16 protein-coding genes are annotated in these 19,552 nt (G+C 61.5%); 10 read left to right on the forward strand and 6 right to left on the reverse strand.

The genetic code is table 11. The features are described from left to right. Nucleotides 1–332: 332 nt before the first annotated feature. The 9 genes from rfbG to T370_RS0116905 all read left to right on the forward strand — a co-directional run bounded on the left by rfbG (nt 333) and on the right by T370_RS0116905 (nt 10,300). Nucleotides 333–1,493: a CDP-glucose 4,6-dehydratase gene (gene rfbG, locus T370_RS0116855; RefSeq protein ID WP_029436412.1), complete on the forward strand. Its 1,161-nt coding sequence runs from the start codon at nt 333–335 to the stop codon at nt 1,491–1,493. Next, nucleotides 1,477–1,923, forward strand: coding sequence for a dTDP-4-dehydrorhamnose 3,5-epimerase (locus T370_RS0116860; RefSeq protein WP_029436413.1), 447 nt, complete (start codon nt 1,477–1,479; stop codon nt 1,921–1,923). Before rfbG ends, T370_RS0116860 begins: the two co-directional genes overlap by 17 nt. Nucleotides 1,924–2,030: 107 nt before the next feature. Further along, nucleotides 2,031–3,161 (forward strand): DegT/DnrJ/EryC1/StrS family aminotransferase, encoded by a 1,131-nt coding sequence (locus tag T370_RS0116865; protein ID WP_005028086.1) that lies wholly within the window; start codon nt 2,031–2,033, stop codon nt 3,159–3,161. A gap of 362 nt (nt 3,162–3,523) precedes the next feature. Continuing rightward, complete coding sequence (locus T370_RS0116870; RefSeq protein ID WP_016360640.1) at nt 3,524–4,453, forward strand: glycosyltransferase family 2 protein; 930 nt, start codon at nt 3,524–3,526, stop codon at nt 4,451–4,453. Nucleotides 4,454–4,659: 206 nt separating this feature from the next. Continuing rightward, nucleotides 4,660–6,297: a dephospho-CoA kinase gene (locus tag T370_RS0116875; RefSeq protein ID WP_034506858.1), complete on the forward strand. Its 1,638-nt coding sequence runs from the start codon at nt 4,660–4,662 to the stop codon at nt 6,295–6,297. Between the two features lie 502 nt (nt 6,298–6,799). Continuing rightward, a complete protein-coding gene (locus T370_RS0116885; RefSeq protein ID WP_005028082.1) occupies nt 6,800–7,588 on the forward strand; it encodes a ParA family protein in 789 nt (262 codons plus the stop codon). 59 nt (nt 7,589–7,647) lie between these two features. Further along, nucleotides 7,648–8,622, forward strand: a complete 975-nt coding sequence (locus T370_RS0116890) for a ParB/RepB/Spo0J family partition protein (protein WP_029436415.1) — start codon at nt 7,648–7,650, stop codon at nt 8,620–8,622. Nucleotides 8,623–8,642: 20 nt separating this feature from the next. After that, a complete protein-coding gene (rfaE1, locus tag T370_RS0116895; RefSeq protein WP_005028080.1) occupies nt 8,643–9,659 on the forward strand; it encodes a D-glycero-beta-D-manno-heptose-7-phosphate kinase in 1,017 nt (338 codons plus the stop codon). Between the two features lie 218 nt (nt 9,660–9,877). Then, nucleotides 9,878–10,300 (forward strand): DUF2000 domain-containing protein, encoded by a 423-nt coding sequence (locus T370_RS0116905; protein ID WP_034506861.1) that lies wholly within the window; start codon nt 9,878–9,880, stop codon nt 10,298–10,300. A 128-nt stretch (nt 10,301–10,428) separates the two neighbouring features. Here T370_RS0116905 and T370_RS0116910 read toward each other — a convergent pair whose 3' ends face one another. From T370_RS0116910 to T370_RS0116930, 5 genes are all read right to left on the reverse strand, one after another. Further along, nucleotides 10,429–11,742, reverse strand: coding sequence for a transcription antitermination factor NusB (locus T370_RS0116910; RefSeq protein ID WP_016360637.1), 1,314 nt, complete (start codon nt 11,740–11,742; stop codon nt 10,429–10,431). Between the two features lie 359 nt (nt 11,743–12,101). Further along, nucleotides 12,102–13,481 carry a sigma-54-dependent transcriptional regulator gene (locus tag T370_RS0116915; RefSeq protein ID WP_005028077.1) on the reverse strand — a complete coding sequence of 460 codons (1,380 nt, stop codon included), beginning with the start codon at nt 13,479–13,481 and terminating at the stop codon, nt 12,102–12,104. Between the two features lie 18 nt (nt 13,482–13,499). Next, a complete protein-coding gene (locus T370_RS0116920; protein WP_005028076.1) occupies nt 13,500–15,089 on the reverse strand; it encodes a sensor histidine kinase in 1,590 nt (529 codons plus the stop codon). 381 nt (nt 15,090–15,470) lie between these two features. After that, nucleotides 15,471–16,814 (reverse strand): hypothetical protein, encoded by a 1,344-nt coding sequence (locus T370_RS0116925; RefSeq protein WP_029436417.1) that lies wholly within the window; start codon nt 16,812–16,814, stop codon nt 15,471–15,473. 73 nt (nt 16,815–16,887) lie between these two features. Beyond that, nucleotides 16,888–18,063, reverse strand: coding sequence for a pyridoxal phosphate-dependent aminotransferase (locus T370_RS0116930; RefSeq protein WP_005028074.1), 1,176 nt, complete (start codon nt 18,061–18,063; stop codon nt 16,888–16,890). Nucleotides 18,064–18,247: 184 nt separating this feature from the next. On the opposite strand from T370_RS0116930, the gene sfsA reads away from it, so the two are divergent. Then, nucleotides 18,248–18,976, forward strand: coding sequence for a DNA/RNA nuclease SfsA (gene sfsA, locus T370_RS0116935; protein ID WP_029436418.1), 729 nt, complete (start codon nt 18,248–18,250; stop codon nt 18,974–18,976). Nucleotides 18,977–19,362: 386 nt separating this feature from the next. On the opposite strand, the gene T370_RS25735 is transcribed toward sfsA, so the two are convergent. Next, a partial coding sequence (locus T370_RS25735; RefSeq protein ID WP_211250531.1) for a hypothetical protein occupies nt 19,363–19,552 on the reverse strand: 190 nt, incomplete at its 5' end.

Consider the following 19,552-nt stretch of genomic DNA (forward strand, 5'->3'; position numbering starts at 1 on the left):
AGGGGGAGGGAACCCTTCTGGAGAAGGGCTTCCCTCCCCCTTCCCCCGCACCCCCATCCCTCTCCCTCCCAAGACTTTTGTAAGTGGGGCGGGTTGTGGGTGGGGCATTCCGATACGCCTTTCTTTGAAAAACAGTTTCCCGGCGGCTCCGTTGCGGCATCCTGAAAAAGGATGTCCGACGCCCACAGAACCGCCGTATCCCGTGCAGGCGCAAGCCTGTGCGGGATGCGGAGGCGCTGAGGGGGCCCGGGGGGGAATCCTTCCCCTCGGACAGGAGCCCAGAGGGCGGTAGCGCTCTGGACGCCGGAGGCATTCTCCCCCAAGGACAATCTATGTTTGGTCATATCTATGAAGGCCGCCGGGTGTTCGTCACCGGGCACACCGGATTCAAGGGTTCGTGGCTGACGGCGTGGCTGCTCCAGATGGGCGCGGAAGTCGCCGGTTTTTCGGACGCCGTGCCGACTGGTCCGTCGCATTTCGACGTAATCGGCCTTGGCGGGCGTATCCGCGACTACCGGGGCGACGTGCGCGACCGTAAGGCGCTTGTCGAAGCCATGCGGGAATTCAAGCCGGAGATCGTCTTTCACTTGGCGGCACAGGCACTTGTGCGCGCTTCTTACGATAACCCCGCCGACACCATCGAAGTCAACGCGATGGGCACGCTCAACGTGCTGGAAGCCGTGCGCGTGACGCCTTCGGTTGAGGCCGTGGTCAGCATCACCAGCGATAAGGCGTACCGCAACGACGAATGGGTGTGGGGCTACCGTGAAACCGACCATCTGGGCGGCTACGATCCCTACAGCGCTTCCAAGGGCTGTGCCGAGATCATCGCGCATTCCTATTTCAAATCGTTTTTCGGCGATCCGGTGAACGCACCGTACTGCGCCACGACCCGCGCCGGAAACGTCATCGGCGGCGGCGACTGGGCGGCGGACCGCATCGTGCCCGACTGCGCCCGCGCGTGGAGCGAGGGCAGGGAAGTGGAAATCCGCAGCCCGCACGCCACCCGTCCGTGGCAGCATGTGCTGGAGCCGCTTTCCGGCTATTTGTGGCTCGGCGCGAAGCTGTTCGCCGCGCACCGCGACGCCGTGAAGGCGGGAAAGGGCGACGGCTGCCATGAAGGTTTCAGGCTCGACGGCGAAGCGTTCAACTTCGGGCCTTCTTCCGACGCCAGCCACACCGTAGCCGACGTGGTCCAGTCGCTGGAAAGCCAGTGGTCCGGGTTCGGCAGCAAGATGGATCTGGCGGGGCAGGCCGGGATGAAGGAATGCACCCTGCTCAAACTGTGCTGCGATAAGGCTCTGGCCTGCCTCAACTGGCGCGCCACGCTGGATTTCGACACGACCATGCGGTTCACCGCCAAGTGGTACGAAGTGTTTTACAGGGAACAGGGCGCGGACATTTACGCGTTCACGCAATCGCAGATTCAGGATTACTGCCGCAAGGCCGCCGCGTTGGGGCTGCCGTGGAGTTCCGATGGAATCCGTTATTAACGACGTGGAATTGCTGGATCTGGCCGTCATCCCCACAGACGGCGGCCCGGTCATGCATATGATGCGCCCGGCTTCCCCGCTGTTCGGGGAGATCGGGGAAGTGTACTTTTCCGAAGTGGAGCCGGGATGCGTGAAGGCATGGAAATGCCATACGCGCCAGACGCAGCGTTTTGCCGTACCAGTGGGGCAGCTGAAGATTGTCCTGTATGACGACCGCCCCGAGTCCCCGACGCGCGGGCGGATCATGGAAGTGCTGCTCGGCAGGCCGGACAACTACGCGCTGCTGCAAATCCCGCCGCGTGTCTGGTACGGCTTTACGGCGGCGGGGAGCGTTCCTGCGGTCATCTGCAACTGCCCGGACATCCCGCACGATCCGGCGGAAGGGCTCCGTAAGGACTTTGATTCGCGGGATATCCCCTATCATTGGTAACACGTCAGGGCAGGGTTTTCCTGCCCCTTTTTCTGGCGTCCGCCACGCGGCGCCGACCTATGCGCCCGCCGGACGGCGGGGCAGGGGGGGAACCCCCGGAGACTGACATGAGCATGAGACTTTCCCGTTCCATCGTTGGCGAGGCCGAAGCCGAGGCCGTGCATCGCGTCATCTGCGAAGACGGCTACTTGGGCATCGGCAAGGAAGTGCAGCAATTTGAGGCTGATGTGGCGGCCTATCTGGGCGTGCCCGCGAGCTGGGTCATTTCCGTCAATACCGGGACAGCCGCCCTGCATCTGGCTGTCGAGGCCGTGCTCGGGCACGGGAGCGGCGCGGAAGTGCTGGTGCCTTCGCTGACGTTCGTGGCGTCCTTTCAGGCCATCGGCGGGGCCGGGGCCGTCCCTGTGGCCTGCGATGCGCGCCTTGATACGGCGACCATCGATCTCGCCGATGCGGAAAGGCGCCTTACTCCCCGCACCAAGGCCATCATGCCGGTACACTACGCGAGCAACCCGGTCGATCTGGACGGCGTGTATGCGTTTGCGGAAAAGCACGGCCTGCGGGTCATCGAAGATGCCGCCCATGCGTTCGGATGCCTGTACAAGGGCCGCAAGATCGGCAGCTTCGGAGATGTGGCCTGTTTCAGCTTTGACGGCATCAAGAACATCACCTGCGGCGAAGGCGGCTGCATCGTGACCTCGGATCAGGCCGTGGCCGAAGCCGCGCGCGACGGGCGTCTGCTTTCCGTGGAAAAGGACACCGAAAAGCGTTTCTCCGGGCAGCGCAGCTGGGAGTTCGACGTGGAGCGGCAGGGCTGGCGTTACCACATGAGCAACGTCATGGCTGCCATCGGTCGGGTGCAGCTGACCCGGCTGGACGGCGAATTCGCCCCCAAGCGCCGCGAGCTTGCCGAGCTGTACCGCGAACGGCTCTCCGGCGTGCCCGGCGTGGCGCTGCTCACGGCGGAGCCCGAAGCGTGGATAGTGCCGCACATTTTCCCGGTGCGCATCCTGAACGGACGCCAGCATGATGTCATCGGCGCGCTGGACGCCAAGGGTATTCCCACGGGCCAGCATTACAAGCCGAACCATTTGTTGTCGCTGTACGGCGGGGGCAAGCCGTCTCTGCCCGCAACCGAGCAGTTGCACGGCGAACTGTTGACGCTGCCCTTGCATCCCGGCCTGAGCCGGGAGGATGTCGAGGCCGTTTGCGCGGGGATCATCGAAGCGGTGAAGTAGCGGGGATGCCGCCGTGGGATGCCTCCGGCGGCAAGGGGCCCGCCCCTTGGCCCCGCCGGGGGGAATGATTCCCCCCGGACCCCCTCAGTGCGGCCCCGGCTCCTGAACTCCCGGCGTTGCGCTTGTGCGTTCAGGAGCCGGGGCCGATATTGCGCGTCAATAGGCTCTCTGCTGTAAAAACGGGATATGGATGGGAAAACGGGTCGGAAAATTTTTTTAACGGGCTGAAAAGGCGATTATGCGCGTCGTTTTTTTGACGCCCTTCAAGTTTTTGTGGACGACGCTGCCGGGAAACTGTTTTCCGGGTTAAGCTGCTGGGCCGCCCCACACGTTTTCCTTTCCCCTTCCAACAAGAGGTCTCTATGCCGAAAGTTACGGTGATCATGAATTGCTACAACAGCGCGGAACACCTTCGCGAGGCGATGGATTCGGTGTTCCGGCAGTCGTGGCCCGATTGGGAAATCGTGTTCTGGGACAATTGTTCCACGGACGACAGCGCCGCCATCGCGCAGAGCTACGGGGAGAAGGTGCGGTATTTCCTCGCCGAGAAGACGGTCCCGCTCGGGGCCGCGCGCAACCTTGCCATTGCCAAGGCTGAAGGTTCTTTGCTGGCGTTTCTGGACTGTGATGACGAATGGCTTTCCACCAAGCTGGAAAAGCAGGTGATGCTGTTCAATGCCAATCCGAGGCTCGGCTTGGTGAGCACGGATACCGAGATGTTCAGCGAGAAGGGCACGCTTTCGCGGATGTTCGAGTCGACGCATCCGGCGCGGGGCATGGTGTTCCGCGAACTCATGACCCGGCAGTGGATTTCCATGTCCTCGGCCATGATCCGCAAATCGGCGCTGGACAGCCTGGGCGAGTGGTTCGACGAATCCCTGAACGTATGCGAAGAGGCGGATGTGTTTTATCGCATCGCCAAAACATGGGAACTGGACCATGTGGACGAGCCGCTGACCCGTTGGCGCGTCCACGGCGTGAACACGACGTTCCGCAAATTCGGCCAGTTCGCCGATGAGACGCTCCGTATCCTCGACAAGCACCGGAAGCTGTACCCCGGCTATGACCGGGACTATCCCGATCTGGTCGGGATCCTGACCCGCCGGGCCGCGTTCCAGAAGGCCGTGACCCTGTGGCGCGAAGGCAACGGGGCGGAGGCCCGCAGGCTGGTGGCTCCTTATGTGGCCTCGCCCAAGCTCCGCCTGTTCTGGTTGGCATCGTGGCTGCCCGGAAGCCTCTTTGATCCGCTTTCGCAGCTGTATTTCAAGCTCCCCGGCTTCCTGCGCAAATAAGAAGCGCATAAAGACAGTCGGTTGCACTTTTTCCCGCTTTGATTGTATGTCTTTCTCTTTAAGAAAAACGCCGGAATGGATTCTTGTTGAGCAGCCTCCTCGCCCTGCTTGAGCCGGGAAGGAGATGCGTTTGGGGAGGATGAAGAAATCCTGCTTCAAGAGGGTTCCTTCCTCCTCGTCACATCCCACCTCTACCGATATTCCTTATGACACGAACATATGCTTTCACAGTTGACGGCGGTCGGGTGCGGCTTGACCGGTTTCTCGGAGAGGCCCTGCGGGAACAGGATGTTTCACGTGAAAAAGTGAAACGGGCCATCCGGGATGGCGGCTGTCTTGTTGACGGGGCCGTGTGTACGGATGTCTCCGCCAAGGTGGGGGCCGGGCAGTCCATTGAACTGCGGATGGAAGCGGAACCGACATCCGTGCAGCCGGAAGAGGGCGAACTGGAGATCCTCTATCAGGATGCGTGGCTTGCCGTGCTCAACAAATCGGCGGGTATGACCGTACACCCCGCGCCGAGCTGCCCTGATGGGACGCTCGTCCATCGGCTGGTGGCGCGTTTCCCGTCCTTGCGGGCGCAGGAAGGCTTCCGGCCCGGCATCGTGCACCGTCTGGACAAAGACACCTCCGGGCTTATCTGCGTGGCGCTCACGGAAGAGGCGAGGATGCGGCTTTCCGAGGCGTTCGCGGCACGGGAAATACGGAAGGAATACCTTGCGCTGGTGCAGGGGGTCCCCGCGCCGGCGGGCACGGTGGATGCGCCGCTCGGCAGGCATCCCACGGTGAAGGTCAAGGTTGCGGTGGTGAAAAACGGCAAGGAAGCCCGCAGCGAGTGGCGCGTGCTGCACAAGGGGCAGGGCTACAGTCTGCTTGGGGTACGGATTTTCACGGGCCGCACTCATCAGATCCGTGTGCATATGGCGCATATAGGGCATCCCCTCTGGGGCGACAAATTGTATGGAAGGGGCGGGCAGGTTTTGACGCCGCCCGTCCCCGGCGTGCTGCTCAAGCATGATCCGGCTCCGCGTCAGATGCTGCACGCATGGCATTTGTCGTTCATCCACCCGTTTACGGGTGAGAAGATGGCCTTCACCTGCCCGCCTCCGGAGGATTTTGTCCAGACGGCGCTGACCTTGGAACGACACATGCGGCGCGTCGTCGTAACCGGCGTGGCGGGATCGGGCAAGTCGCTGTTCATGCGGATGCTGGCGGAGGAGGGCGTCCCGACGTGGAGCGCGGACGCGGCGGTAATCCGGCTCTACGAGCCGGGCCGGGAGGCTTGGCAGGCGCTGCGGCTGCGCTATGGCGAACGATTCATTCCCGACGACCGTTCGCCTGTGGATCGTAAGGCTCTGGCTGCCGCGCTGTTGCCGTCGGCGGAGTCGGGCGTGGACGTGCACGAGTTGGAAAACCTGCTGCACCCTCTGGTGCTGGATGATCTTGAACGGTTCTGGAGCGGGCAGGAAGAAGCGGGGCGGGGCTACGCCGTCGCCGAGGTGCCGCTGTGGTTCGAGTCCGGCTGGAGCCGCAAGCTGTGCGGAGAACGGCGGCCCTACGTTGTGGGGATTTCCTGCGAGCAGGGCGAACGCTGCCGCCGCCTGCTGGATGTGCGGGGCTGGTCGGATACGCTCATGGCCCGGATGGACGGCCTCCAGTGGACGCAGGAGCGCAAGCTGGCGGGATGCGATAAGGTCATCGCCAATTCCGGGACGGAAGGGGCGTTGCGCGACAAGGCAAGGGCTTTTGTCCGGGAGATGGAGCATTGGGATGCGGAAAGCCGCGCCGCATTCCTTGGGCAGTGGGAGCATCTGGTGAATGAGCCTTGCCCGGAGGCGGGATAGGGTTTGCATAGCCGTTTTTACAGAGGGAGAATTTGAACGGCTTCCTTGGGAGGGCCAATCCCATATGTAAGGAGCGGGCGCATTCCATTTTTCTCGGGGCCGTGCTGAACGGGGGCAATGTTTTCCTGCGTCGTTATGGCGGGGCGTCTCCGAATGTAACATATTATGTTTCTTGATGGTAACATTTGTTTCTTCTTATTCTCTTTTCGTCTTCCCTTGACGTGAGGTGTGACATCTTCTAGAGAACGGTAAGGGAAGCGTGCCTGTTTCCCGTGAAACAATGCCCTTCTTTATGAAGGGATTTTCCGGCGCAACCGCCCGGGAACGCTTCTGTATGGCCCTGCGGCGTGCCGTATGCGCGAAAAACGCGGCACAGAGGTTTGCCTGCCGCTTGCAAGGCAACCATGCGGAACTGTTTGGGAAGAAATGAGGCTCAGGCAGCTTCGGCCTCGTTTCACCCTTTATGTCCTCGCGCTTCTCCTATTGCCAAAGAGGGACGTTCATGGCTCGAATCATCGCCATTGCCAATCAAAAAGGCGGTGTGGGCAAAACCACTACCGCTATTAATCTCGCCGCTTCATTGGCGATCATGGAAAAACGCGTCTTGCTCGTGGATTGCGATCCGCAGGCAAACACCACCAGCGGGCTCGGCTTCGGTCAGGATGTGTTGCCGGCCAATCTGTACACGTCGTTCTTCCAGCCCGAAAAGGTTAACGAGGCCATTTTATCCACGGTTTCGCCGTATTTGTTCCTCTTGCCCTCCGGTACGGATCTGGCGGCGGCTGAATTGGAGCTTGTGGATAAGATGGGGCGGGAATTCTATCTTTCCGAACTGCTGGAGCCGCTGGAAAAGCGTTTTGATTTCATTATCCTGGATTGTCCTCCGTCGCTCGGCCTGCTCACGCTCAACGCCCTGTGCGCCGCCAAGGAGATCCTTGTACCGCTCCAGTGCGAGTTCTTTGCCTTGGAAGGCATCGTCAAGCTGCTGCAAACCTATGAACAGGTCAAGAAGCGGCTCAATCCTCAGTTGGGGCTTCTCGGCGTGGTGCTGACCATGTTCGATGGGCGCAACCGCCTGACGCGGCAAGTGCAGGACGAAGTGAACCGTTGCTTCCCCGATCAGATCTTTAAAACGGTCATCCCCCGCACCGTGCGGCTTTCCGAGGCCCCCAGCTTCGGCAAGTCCATCCTTCATTACGACATCAAGTCCAAAGGCTCCGAGGCCTATCTGAGCCTTGCCAAGGAAATCGTCATGCGCAAGCCCGGCTCGCGTACCGCGAAGGCGGAGTAGTGTTTCACGTGAAAACATCGGCAGGGCGTCCCTGCCTTGAACGACTGTGAGGTTTTCCCATGTCTGCGAATGAACGTGGTTTGGGGCGCGGTCTGGATGCGCTGTTCCGCAACGTAACGCCTGCGGAGCGCCCGTCTTCGGCCAAGGCGGACAGCGCGGAGGTGCCCGCGCCCTCGGTGCCCAAGAATACGACGACGCTGCCCATCGCCGCGCTGACGCCCTGCAAGGGGCAACCCCGTAAACATTTCGACGAGGCCGCGCTTGACGAACTGGCGGCCTCCATCCGGAGCCAGGGCGTCATCCAGCCGCTGCTGGTGCGTCCGCGCCGGACGGAAACGGCGACCATCTATGAAATCGTGGCGGGCGAGCGCCGCTGGCGGGCCGCGCAGCGCGCCGGGCTTACCGAAGTGCCGGTTTATCTGCGGGAACTGTCCGATGAGGACGCCCTGACCGCCGCGCTTATCGAAAACCTCCAGCGCGAGGATCTGAACCCGCTTGAAGAGGCCCAAGCCATCCAGTCCCTGCGCGAGCGTTTGCCGTACAGTCAGGAGGAGCTGGCCCAGCGGCTTGGCAAGAGCCGTTCCGCCGTCGCCAACTCCCTGCGCCTGCTTCAGCTTCCCCGCCCTATGCAGGATGCGCTCAAGGACGGCGTGTTCACGCCCGGCCATGCCCGCGCCGTACTGGCGCTTCCCGAGCGCGCTCTGCAGGACATCCTGTTCAATGCGGTCATGATGCGCCGCCTGTCCGTACGTGACGCCGAAGAAGCCGTCATCCACTGGAAACGGCACGGTTTGTTGCCGTCTTCGCTGATGGGGGCCTCCGCTCCCGTGGCCCGCAGTGCCCGCGCGCCCAAGCCCGCATGTATCAAACTGGCCATCCGGCAGCTTCGGGAGAATGTCGCGCCCAAGGCGTCCATTTCCGGGACCGACCGCGCGGGACGGATCACGCTTCCCTACGAATCCGAAGAACAGCTTGCGGAGCTCCTGAGCCGTCTGGGGCTCTCGGTGGAGCTTTCCGAAGCCAAGCCGGAATGATCTTCAACCAAAGGATTTCCATGTCTGACGCGTCTCCGGTTCTCTTGACGCCCGATGTCGTGGGCGGGCTGGCGGGCAAGCGCGTGCTGGTCGTCGGCGACATCATGTTGGATGCCTATCTTATAGGCGATGCAGATCGCATTTCTCCGGAAGCGCCCGTCCCGGTCGTCCGGATCGAAAAGGAACGCTATCTGCTCGGCGGTGCGGGCAATGTGGCCCGCAATATCGTGGCGCTTGGCGGCGTAGCGACGCTCGCGGGCGTGATGGGCAAGGATGCCTCCGCCGATCGTATCCGGGGGCTCGTCCGTGATGAAGGCATTTGCGGCGCGTTCGTGGCACTGCCGCAGCGCCCGACCACGGTAAAAACCCGCGTCATGGCCCGGCGCCAGCAGATGCTGCGCTTGGACAGCGAGGACGCCAGCCCGCTTTCCTCCGCCGATCAGGAAGCCCTGCTTTCCGTCATTACGGAGCAGCTTCCGGCGCACGATGTGGTCATCCTGTCCGATTACAGCAAGGGCATCGTCTCTCTGTCGTTCATGTCCCGCTTGCGTGGACTGCTCGCCGCCAGCCCGCATCAGGTGAAGGTCTTGATCGATCCCAAGCCGAGCAATGTAGGCTTGTACGGCGGTTCGTTCCTGCTCACGCCGAATACGAAGGAAACGGGCGAGTGCGCGGGGATGCCCGTACGGAGCCGAGAAGAAATCCTCGCCGCCGGGCGCGCCATTCTGGAAAAGGTGGGGTGTCCGCATCTGCTCACGACACTCGGTTCGGACGGTATGGCTCTGTTCTCCGGGCCTTCCGAGGTTTGGCACGTTCCCACAATGGCGCAGGACGTTTTTGACGTGACCGGCGCGGGCGATACGGTCATCGCCACTCTCGGGCTCGGGCTTGCCGCCGGACTGCCCCTTCTGGCTTCTTGTGTGCTGGCGAACTATGCCGCCGGGCTCGTCGTCGCACAGGTCGGGGCCGCTGTCGCTTCACCCGATGCGCTGCGCGAGGCTATCCGTGAATTGCCCGTAACCATTACGAAATGGTAAAAATATAATAAAATTTTTCACGGAGCCTGATGGGAGCGGGATACGCCTCCAACGTCGGTTTCCCGAAAGGGAAATCGGCGTTTTTTTGTGGCGAAGATGTGGAAAGATGTTTTTCGGGGCAAGGCCGTGTTCGGTATGGAGCGGTGGAAACGGTGAGCAATATCGTGCAAGCGTTTGCTCAGGCCCCGTGCTAGCCTTTTCCTGAAAAGGAGAGCGCTGTGGAAAGTACGACTTCAAAATGCGTAATGGTTCTGGACGAAAACCTGCCTTTGGGGCTTCTCGCTAATACCGCCGCCATCTTGGGCATCACGTTGGGCAAGCATATGCCCGAAGCGGTCGGCGCGGATGTGCTCGATGGTTCCGGCAAGGCCCATCTGGGCATCATTATGTTTCCGGTGCCGATTTTACGGGGCGATGCGGAACAGATCCGAGCCATCAGAGAGACACTGTATGGGGTCGATTATCAGGATGTGATTGTTGTGGATTTTTCCGATGTGGCCCAGTGCTGCAAAAACTACGGCGAATACATCGGCAAGGCGGCGCAGGCGGACGAAAGCGAATGGCGGTATTTCGGCCTAGGCCTTTGCGGCCCCAAGAAGCTGGTCAGCAGACTGACCGGAAGTATGCCGCTGCTGCGATGAGGGCGCTCGTTTCTTTGCAGATGCAGGGAATGCCTCGAGCGTTTGAGGCATTCCCTGCATTTTTCATATGGCGATCTGGAGCCAGGACGTTTTTCCAAAAGAACGGTGACCCGTTCTCTCATTTCTTTTTATGCTTTTTTGAGCATCGCTCCATACATCAAATCGCTGCCGAAGGCATCGGGCGTGCTCTGCCACTGCTTTTCGAGCGACGCGCCGGGCGTACGGGCGAGGAACGCGTCGATCTGCCCTTCGTTTTCGGCGGGATTCATGGTGCAGGTGATGTAGGCGAGGTGCCCGCCGGAAGGCAGGTACGACCACACGGCATCGAGGATGCGGCGTTGGAGGTCGACCAGCCCGGCTACCTGCCCGGGGGTGCGGAGCGTGCGCAGGTCAGGGTGCCGGGCAAGCGTGCCGAGGCCGCTGCACGGGACATCAAGCAGGATGGTCCTGGGCGTGCCCCGCAGAGCCGGTTCGGCCGCCGAGGCGCAGAACAGCGGCGGAGTCTTGAGCACAAGGCGCTTGGCGTCGTCCCTCATGCCCCGCAGCCGGGGCTGGTACGTATCGCTGGCAGCGAGGACGGGCACGCCCAGCTCAACGAGCGCGAGCGTCTTGCCGCCGCGTCCGGCGCAGGCGTCCCACACGGGGCCTTCCCAGCGCGGCGCGTCCAGCGCTTCCAGGACGAGCTGGCTTCCCGCGCCCTGTATCGACAGCCTGCCCTGCCGCAGGTAGTCCCGCATATACTCCGGCTGGGTGCCGGGCGCGAAGCGGACTCCCGAAATTCCCACAGCTTCTCCTTCCTTGCACAGGAAGTCGCGCAGAGCCTCCCATTCGTCCCGGGCGGCGTTCACCCGGACGCAAGGGGACGGCACGACGGAGACGGCCCGCGCAAACGTTTCGGCCTTTTCCGGCCCGTAGCCTTTGGTCCACAGTTCGAGCATCCAGCGCGGCACGCTGTGGAAGACGGAAAGGCGTTCCATCGGATCTTTGATGCGGGATTCATAGAAGGCGAAGGCTTTCAAATCTTCGGATTCGGAGAGGCGGATAAGGGACCGGAGTACGCCGTTGGCGACGCGGGACAGCCCTTGCCCGAACCGGGCTCGCACGGCGTCCACGGCGGCGCTGACGCTGGCATGGGCGGGGATGCGGTCAAGGTACAGCAGCTCGTAGGCGGCTATGCCGATCATGAGCTTCATGGACGCGGGCAGCTTTTCCGGAGCCTTCATAAATTGGCTCAGAAGCCACGAAATCCGGATTTCCGACCTCAGATACCCGTAAACGAGTTCCGTCGTCAGAGCGGCTTCCTGACGCGAAAAAAGGCCACCTGTCAATTTCGTGTCCAACAGGGATTGTACGGGGGCGCTGATGCCCGTGCGTTCCAGAATCCGGAGGGCCGCTTCACGCGCCGGAAGGGGCGCTTCGTCGTTTTGTTTTTTCTTTTTCATGCGGGGCTCGGTGATAAGGTGTAGAGGTGCGGGGAGGTTTTGGGGGGAAGAAGAAATTTTCTAGAGAAGGGGCAACCCACGTTTCTCCTTCCCCCTCCAAACCTCCCCCTTTTCTCTTCAGAGATTTTTGTAAACGGGGCGGATGGCGGGCGGGGCTGTGCGAGGGGGTAACCCCGGCGGCAGTTTCCCGGCGTTGCGGGCCTCTGAACGGAATCCGTCCGATTGTTTTTTGTCCACAGGCAGCTATGGCAATAGGGATTCAATAACGGCAAAAGTCTTTGGAGAGGGAGGGATGGGGCTTGGGGAAGGGAGGGGGAAGCTTTTCTTCAGAAACGTTCCCCCTCCCTTCCCCAATTTCCTTAATGCCCGGTAATACTATATTTTTTCAGCTTATACTGCATCAAGCTCTTGGATATGCCGAGCAATTCCGCGGCTTTGGCCTGTACGAAGTCGGCGCGGACGAGCGCGCGGCGGATAAGCGCGGCTTCGATGCGCTCAAGGGTATCGGCAAGATCAAGCTGCACCGGAAGCAGATCCACGGCGCTCTTGAACTGCGCTTCCTCGTCGCGGATCTCGGCGGGCAGATCCTCAAGGGTGATCACGTCTCCGGGCACGAGCACAAGGCAGCGTTCGACCACGTTCTGCAATTGCCGGATGTTGCCGGGCCACTCGTAGCCGGAAAGATGGTTCAGCGCTTCGGTGGAAAACGTCTTGGGCGGGATGCCGTTTTCCTTGGCGGCCTTTTCCGCGAAGTGGGCCACCAGCAGCGGGATATCCTCGCGGCGTTCGCGCAGGGGCGGGATCGGGATGTGCACCACGTTGAGGCGGTAGTAGAGGTCTTCGCGGAACGTCCCCGCCTGCACCAGCGGCATGAGGTCCTTGTTCGTTGCCGCGACGATGCGGATGTCGACTTCGATTTCCTCGCTGCCGCCCACGCGCTCGAAACGGCGCTCCTGAAGCACGCGGAGCAGTTTGACCTGCAATTCGGGGGTCAGCTCGCCCACTTCGTCGAGGAACAGCGTGCCCCCGCTGGCCTGCTCAAAACGGCCCCGGCGCATGGCGACCGCGCCGGTGAAGGAACCTTTTTCGTGTCCGAAGAGTTCGCTTTCAAGCACGCCGGGGTTCAGGGCCATGCAGTTCACGGAAACAAAAGGTTCCTGGCTGCGCGGCGAGGAAAAGTGGATGGCGCGCGCGACGAGTTCCTTGCCGGTGCCGGATTCGCCGGTGATGAGCACCGTGGCGCGGCTCGGCCCGGCGCGGTCCACAAGGGCGAGCATGTCACGGATGGCCCGGCTGCGCCCGATGATCTGGTGCTTGCCGTAGCGCTCTTCAAGGCTTTCCCGCAGCAGCTGGTATTGGCGGTGGGCGCGGGCCAGCTCGGCGGCGTTCTGGATGGAAAGCAGCAGCTCGTCGTTGGAAAACGGCTTGGTGATGTAGTTGAACGCCCCGTAACGCATGGCCTCCACAGCGCTTTCGATGGAGCCGAAGGCCGTCATGATGAGCACCGGGATGTGGGGCCAGTTCTTTTTGACCCGTTCCAGCACCTCACGCCCGGAGATGCGGGGCATCTTCATGTCGGTGATGACGATGTCGACTTCGGACTCTTCGAGAAACGCCAGCGCCGTTTCCGGGTCATTCAGTGCGGTCACGGCGTATCCCGCTTCGGTCAGCAGCGTTTCCAGAACGAGCAGGTAGTTTTTCTCGTCGTCAATCAGCAGCAGATGCACCTTGTCGTTCATGAGAATATCCTTGTCTGTCTAGCGTGTCTGCGGAGAGGCGTCGCCTTCCCGCAAATCGTGTTTCTCCGAGGGGAGCGGATCGGTCAGCGTCACGGGCTCGTCATCCGCGCTTGCGGCCGGCCGTTCGTCTTTTTCGGGAGTGTCGCCTATATCCGGCTCGCTGGCAACCGGGAGCAGGATGGTGATCATGGCTCCGCCCTCTTCGGGGTTGGTCAGGAGCAGTTTCCCGTTGTGGGACGTGATGATGGTGTTCACGATGGGCAGGCCGAGGCCCGTGCCGTGATCCTTGGTGGTAAAGAAGGGATCAAGAAGCTTGTGCAGCAGGGCGGGCGGGAAACCGGGGCCGCTGTCGTGGAACGAAAGCGCGATCATGCCGTCGTCCCGTCGTTCGCCGCGGATATGGATGGTCCCGTTGGTCCCGATGGCCTGATAGGCGTTGACCAGAATGTTGTAGACGGCCCGGTACAGCAGATCCTTGTCCCCGAGGACGAACAGGGAACCTTCCGTGTCGCGGACGCATTCCACGCCGAGGCGCTTCATTTCGCCGTCGAGGAAGCCGGTGGCCTGATTCAGCAGCGCGTTGAGATCCACGCGATCCTGACGGGGTACGCGGGGGCGGGCATAGTCGAGGAAGTCGTTGACGATCTGGCTCAAACGGCAGGACTCGTCGAAAATGGCCGTGAGGATACGTTGGGCGGGGCTGCCTTTCTCCTGTTCCGGCGTGCGCCGGATGAGAAACTCGGAGCTTGACCGGATGATGCCGAGCGGATTGCGGATCTCGTGGGCGATGCTGGCGATGACGCGGCCCATGCTGGCGAGCTTTTCGTTCTGATGGAGTTCGGCCTCAAGCTTGCGGTTGCGGCTCATGCGCTCGGCAAGGGTCCGTTCCGCCTTGATGATGAAGAACTGGAGGATGGCGAACAGGATGGTGGACGAACCAAGGCATGTGGCGAGGATGAGCCACTGGAAGCGCACGACGCTGTCGTAATCGTCGGTGATGTCCTGCGTGATTTCCAACACGCCGGTCACAAGGGATTCCGGTTTGCCGGTGCTCTCGCTGATGCCGAGATCCACGGTCAGGGGGAACATGGTCCGCAGCGAGTAACTGCCGTCCGGGATCTTGAGCATGAACATGGCGGAAAGCATGTTGACGCTGGAGAGCGTCTCAAAGAAGGGGATGCCCGAACTCATGACGCGTTCCATCGACGCGGGCGTGATGTCGGTCCGGCCCAGTTCCATCTGATTGATGGAGTAGTTGACGACCCTGTCCGCCCCATAGATGCGCAGGGATTCCAAATGCAGGCCGAGGATGGTGGATTGCACCACATCGTCGAGCTGCTGGTACTGCATACTTTGGCGCAGGGCGATGCGCCCGAACGCGAGGAAGGTAGGCAGCGTGAACCGGCGGTAGATCTGCTGGTTCAGGTTGCTGGCCATGAGCATGGCGTATTGCTGCTGGCGGAGCAGCAGCGTGTTGCGTGCGGAATTGCCGATGAAAAAGGCCAGCATCACGCTGGAAGCAAGGATCAGGATAAGCGATATCCACGAGAGGAACCGGGTCAGCCCGAACGGCAGGCCCTTGTCCACGGAGTCTTTTTTGCCGAACAAAACGAGCCTCTGAGTAGTATATGTCGGGGAGGGCACCCATGAAAAAGGCACCCGTCATGCCTTCCCCTGGCTCCCTTCCCGTGAAACGTTTGGTGGGGAGGTCGGTTACGCAATAGGGATGCTCTTGAAAAATAGCCACGACTTTTTTGTTTGAACAGAGCCGTCGGCCTTGTTCGAAGAAAAAAGCCCTGATTGCCGTTGATCGTGGCAACGTGTTTCTACGGATTTCTTTTATGCCTGTACCGGAAAGGGCACAGAGATTCGAAGCACAAACGTCTTTGGAAAGGAATGGAGGCTGGCAAATCAGGGGAAGGGGAGACGCTTTCTTTCAGAAACGTTTTCCCCTTCCCCAAAGTCTCTATAGCTTTTTTTGCCTACCCCCTAGTCCAGAAATGCCTTCAAAATGGCGGCTTCTTCCGGGTAGCTGGAGGAGCCGAGGCGGGAATAGGCAAGGCGCTTGCCGAGCTCCACGGCGGGCTGGTCGAGCGGGTTGATGTTCATAAGCCAGCCGGTAAGCACGGTCGTGGCCATGAGCAGCCCCATGACTTCGCCTGCGGCGCGCATGGAGGATTCCGCCGCTTCCAGGCGGGTGAGCGGCACGCCGTTATGCACGAGGGCCGCAGCCGAGCCGAGGGTTTCGGCGTTGAGCAGGTCCCCGAAAGTCTTGCCCCGCAGCCATTCCCAGCTGTCCGGCACGTCGTCCGGGAACTGCGGGCCCTTGCTCAGGTTCGGGCAGTGCAGCTGGATGCAGCCCTTGTCGGCGGGGCCGTCGAGGAACATCTGCTGGAGCGAGTGCTGATCGGTAACGCCCACGGCGGGCAGCGGCATGGTCCCCTTGCCGTTTTTGCCGAGGCTTTCCGCCCAGAGCTGGCCGAACCACTGGCCGAAAGAGGCCCATGAGGGAATATACGTGAAGAAAATCAATTGGCTGTAGTCGTGACGCGACAGCTCGAAGCACCAGTTCGCGAGCGCCCATGCGGGATGGTTGCGGAGGTTTTCCGGCTTGCCGAGTTCGTCGTTGACGAGCGGCGCGTTCACGCTGGCCGCGCCTTCGAGGAAGTCTTCCCACGGCAAGCCCATGAAGGCGGCGGGGACGAGCCCCACCGCGGAAAGGACGGAATACCGCCCGCCCAGATGGTCCGGCACCGGCAGGGACACGATGTTGTGGCGGTCGGCCTCTTCGCGCAGGTAGCCCTTCTTTTCGTCGGTGACGAGCAGCATATGCTCGTGCCACGTGTTGGGGAGCGCCCTTTGCAGCCACGCCTTCATGAAAAAGTACTGGGCCAGCGTTTCGATGGTTCCGCCGGATTTGCTGACGGGGACGACGATGGTTTCTTCGGGATTGAGGGTGGACATCTGCGCTTCGAGCACATCGGCGTCCACGTTGTCCAGAATCCACAGCCACGGCCCCTGGTGGTTCGGGAGATCCTGCTGAGGGAAAAAGGCCTTTTGGAGTGCGCGGGTGCCGAGGGCCGAGCCGCCGATGCCCAGCACGACCATATGCTTGAAGCGCCGGAGCTGCGGGGTGAGCGCCTTGAGGCGGGCCGTCAGGCTGCTGCGGAAAGGCAGGTTGAGGAACGGAAGTTTGCCCGAGGCCACTTCACCGATGAGGCGGGCATTGCAGCTGTCGAGCTGCGGCTCAAGGAGCTTGAGCGCCTGCGGGCGTGTCGGTGCCGTCGTCAGCAACCGTCCGGTCCATGCGTGCTTCCAATCCAGAGTATGCATACCGTCTCCTGAAAAGTGCCGTCCGCGGGCGGCGTTTTCCGGTTCCGGGAAGCCCCGGAACCGGAGGTCAGCATTATTGTCCGATGAGGACCTTGCGGACGCGGGCGAGGGCGTCCATGAGCACGTCGTCGGCCACGGCGTAGGAGAACCGGATACAGTCCGGCGCTCCGAAGGCGTCGCCGGGAACCAGCGCCACGCCCGCTTCACTGAGCAGGCGGGTACAGGCGGCGGTGGCGTCGGGCATTTTTTCGTCATACAGGGCGGAAATATCCGCGAACAGGTAGAACGCGCCCTCGGGTTTCGGGCATACCACGTTTGACCACGAGGCGATTTCCTTCCATGCCATATCGCGGCGCTTCTGGAAGGCCTGGCGCATGGACTCCACGCAGTCGTAGGGGCCGGTGAGGGCGGCTACGGCGGCCTTTTGAGACACGGAGCAGATGTTGCCGGTGGCCTGTCCGGTGATTTGGCTGAGTTTCTTGACGAGGTCGGGGTGGGTCACGGTATAGCCCACGCGCCAGCCGGTCATGGCGAAGCTCTTGGCAAGGCCGTTGACGACGGCGATGCGGTCCGGGTACTGCTTCCACCAGACGATGATGCTCGACGGCTTGTTGGGCTCGTAGACGAGCTGGTCGTAGATTTCATCGGCGATGATGAACAGGCCGCGATCCAGCGCCCATTTCACGATGGCGTCGCGTTCGGACACGGAATAACAGGCGCCCGTGGGGTTGGAAGGCGAGTTGAAGACGAGTATTTTGGCCTTCGGGGTCAGTGCGGCTTCGAGCTGTTCCACCGTCACTTTGAAGCCCTGCGAGGCAGGGGCCTTGACCGCGACCGGCACGCCGCCGTTCAGGTAGACCATGTCGGGATAGCTCACCCAGTACGGCGAGGGGATGAGCACTTCGTCGCCGTCATTGAGCAGGGCGGCGAACAGGTTGTACAGGGACTGCTTGCCGCCATTGCTGGCGATGGTACAGTCCGGCGCGACGTCGACGCCGTACGCGCGCTTAAAGTAACCGGCGATGGCTTCCCGCAGGGGCGGGATGCCGGGCACGGCGGTGTAGCGGGTAAAGCCCTCGTCGATAGCCTGTTTCGCTGCGTCGCAGACATGGGCGGGGGTGGGAAAATTCGGTTCGCCGATTGCCAGGCTGGTCACGTCGACGCCCTGCGATTTGAGCTCGAGGGCCTTGGCGTTGATGGTCAGGGTGGCGGAAGGCTTTATGTGGGCCATTCTTTCGGAGAATTGCATGGGACTATACCTCGGTGGCTACATGACTTTGTCGTCATGCAGTAGCAGGTTAGGCCCCGTCTGTAAATTGGTGGATATGCGGGAAGTGGAAAGGGCTTTTTTTCTCTAGCCGGGTATCGGCATTCGCTTTTTTAAGGAAAGAACATCCCCGGGGCATGGTCCCCGGGGGAATGGGGTGGGGTGCATGTCCATATTGTTGCCATTTCCTTCCGGTTGTGTGGTCGGGCGTCTGATACGCCGCGAGAAGCGTTTTTTCGTGCACGTGTTGATCGACGGCAAGCCGGATGTGGCGCACACCAATAATACAGGGTCCATGATCGGGCTGTTGCGGCCCGGCGCGCCCGTGTTGTTGTCTCCCGCGCAGAACCCCGAGCGGAAGCTCAGGTGGACGCTGGAGCTGGTGTGGTGCGGCGATCCTGCGGCCTATCCGCGCGGCGGCTTTTGGGCCGGGGTGAATACGAGCACGCCCAACCGGATGCTTGAGGCTGCGTTCAGGGCGGGCAAGCTGCCGTGGGCGGAAGGCTATACCTCATTCGCGCGGGAAAAGGTGCGTGGCGAGAGCCGGTTGGACGGTTTGCTCGAAGGGCCGGGGGTGCCCAGGCTCTGGGTCGAATGCAAGAATGTCACCATGTCGGAGGATGACGTCGCGCTGTTCCCGGATGCCGTTTCCGAGCGGGGGCTCAAGCATTTGGGGACGCTGAAAGGCATTGTTGCCGCCGGGGAGCGGGCAGCCATGTTTTACTGCATACAGCGGCCCGATGCCTGTTGCTTCGGGCCTGCGGACATGATCGATCCGGCGTATGCCGTGGGGCTGCGGGATGCCGTGGCGCACGGCGTGGAGGTGTATCCGCACCTTGCCGTTTTGACGGTGGAGGGGATTGGGTTGGAAGCAGAGTGTTTGTCTATGGTTTAAGATTATTATGTAATACGTAGGGATGGTTCCCGGCTGCGCCGTCGGGCGTTTTCCCTGCCGCGCAGGGTGGCCGCCTCCCGCGGGGGCAAAGGGGGCCTCGGAGGGGCGGAGCCCCTAACAGGCCCCCTTTGCAATCCCCCCGGAACACCCCGTTTCTCCGCTGCCTCAAGTGGGTTGCTGGCCTGCCGCGCAACGGCCCTCTTCCTTTTCGGCTTTTCTTTGTCTGCCATCCGTCGCCGGTGCGCTGCCGATGCTCCGGGAGCTAACCCGGTCTGCGACCGGGGGGATCTCCCTCCGCGCAGCGCAAAGCCCCTGCCGTTTCTCCTTCGCATGAAGATTGAAAGATGCTGGCTTTCTCTGCGTAATAAGATGAAATTTCATATTTTTTAAGAGAGGAGAAGGGCTTTTGGAATGAAGGGGAAGGGTGTTTGAAAGAAAGGGTGTATTTTTTCTACATATGCTCTCATAACGACAAATACGGCATCATTCCCGGTCGGGAGCGATGCCGTGCCTGCCGTTTTTCCCCTCGCCCCCATTACAAAAGTTTTAGGGGGAAGGGGGTGGGGTTCGGGGAGG

Source organism: Bilophila wadsworthia ATCC 49260 (assembly GCF_000701705.1).
GTDB lineage: Bacteria > Desulfobacterota > Desulfovibrionia > Desulfovibrionales > Desulfovibrionaceae > Bilophila > Bilophila wadsworthia.

Excerpts from the sequence above, each read along its gene's own strand:
- rfbG (WP_029436412.1), top strand. The coding sequence starts at position 333 with ATGTTTGGTCATATCTATGAAGGCCGCCGGGTGTTCGTCACCGGGCAC.
- T370_RS0116910 (WP_016360637.1), bottom strand. The coding sequence starts at position 11,742 with ATGAAAAAGAAAAAACAAAACGACGAAGCGCCCCTTCCGGCGCGTGAA.
- T370_RS0116890 (WP_029436415.1), top strand. The coding sequence starts at position 7,648 with ATGTCTGCGAATGAACGTGGTTTGGGGCGCGGTCTGGATGCGCTGTTC.
- T370_RS0116875 (WP_034506858.1), top strand. The coding sequence starts at position 4,660 with ATGACACGAACATATGCTTTCACAGTTGACGGCGGTCGGGTGCGGCTT.
- sfsA (WP_029436418.1), top strand. The coding sequence starts at position 18,248 with ATGTCCATATTGTTGCCATTTCCTTCCGGTTGTGTGGTCGGGCGTCTG.
- T370_RS0116865 (WP_005028086.1), top strand. The coding sequence starts at position 2,031 with ATGAGCATGAGACTTTCCCGTTCCATCGTTGGCGAGGCCGAAGCCGAG.
- T370_RS0116925 (WP_029436417.1), bottom strand. The coding sequence starts at position 16,814 with ATGCATACTCTGGATTGGAAGCACGCATGGACCGGACGGTTGCTGACG.
- T370_RS0116870 (WP_016360640.1), top strand. The coding sequence starts at position 3,524 with ATGCCGAAAGTTACGGTGATCATGAATTGCTACAACAGCGCGGAACAC.
- T370_RS0116915 (WP_005028077.1), bottom strand. The coding sequence starts at position 13,481 with ATGAACGACAAGGTGCATCTGCTGCTGATTGACGACGAGAAAAACTAC.
- T370_RS0116885 (WP_005028082.1), top strand. The coding sequence starts at position 6,800 with ATGGCTCGAATCATCGCCATTGCCAATCAAAAAGGCGGTGTGGGCAAA.
- T370_RS0116860 (WP_029436413.1), top strand. The coding sequence starts at position 1,477 with ATGGAATCCGTTATTAACGACGTGGAATTGCTGGATCTGGCCGTCATC.
- T370_RS0116930 (WP_005028074.1), bottom strand. The coding sequence starts at position 18,063 with ATGCAATTCTCCGAAAGAATGGCCCACATAAAGCCTTCCGCCACCCTG.
- rfaE1 (WP_005028080.1), top strand. The coding sequence starts at position 8,643 with ATGTCTGACGCGTCTCCGGTTCTCTTGACGCCCGATGTCGTGGGCGGG.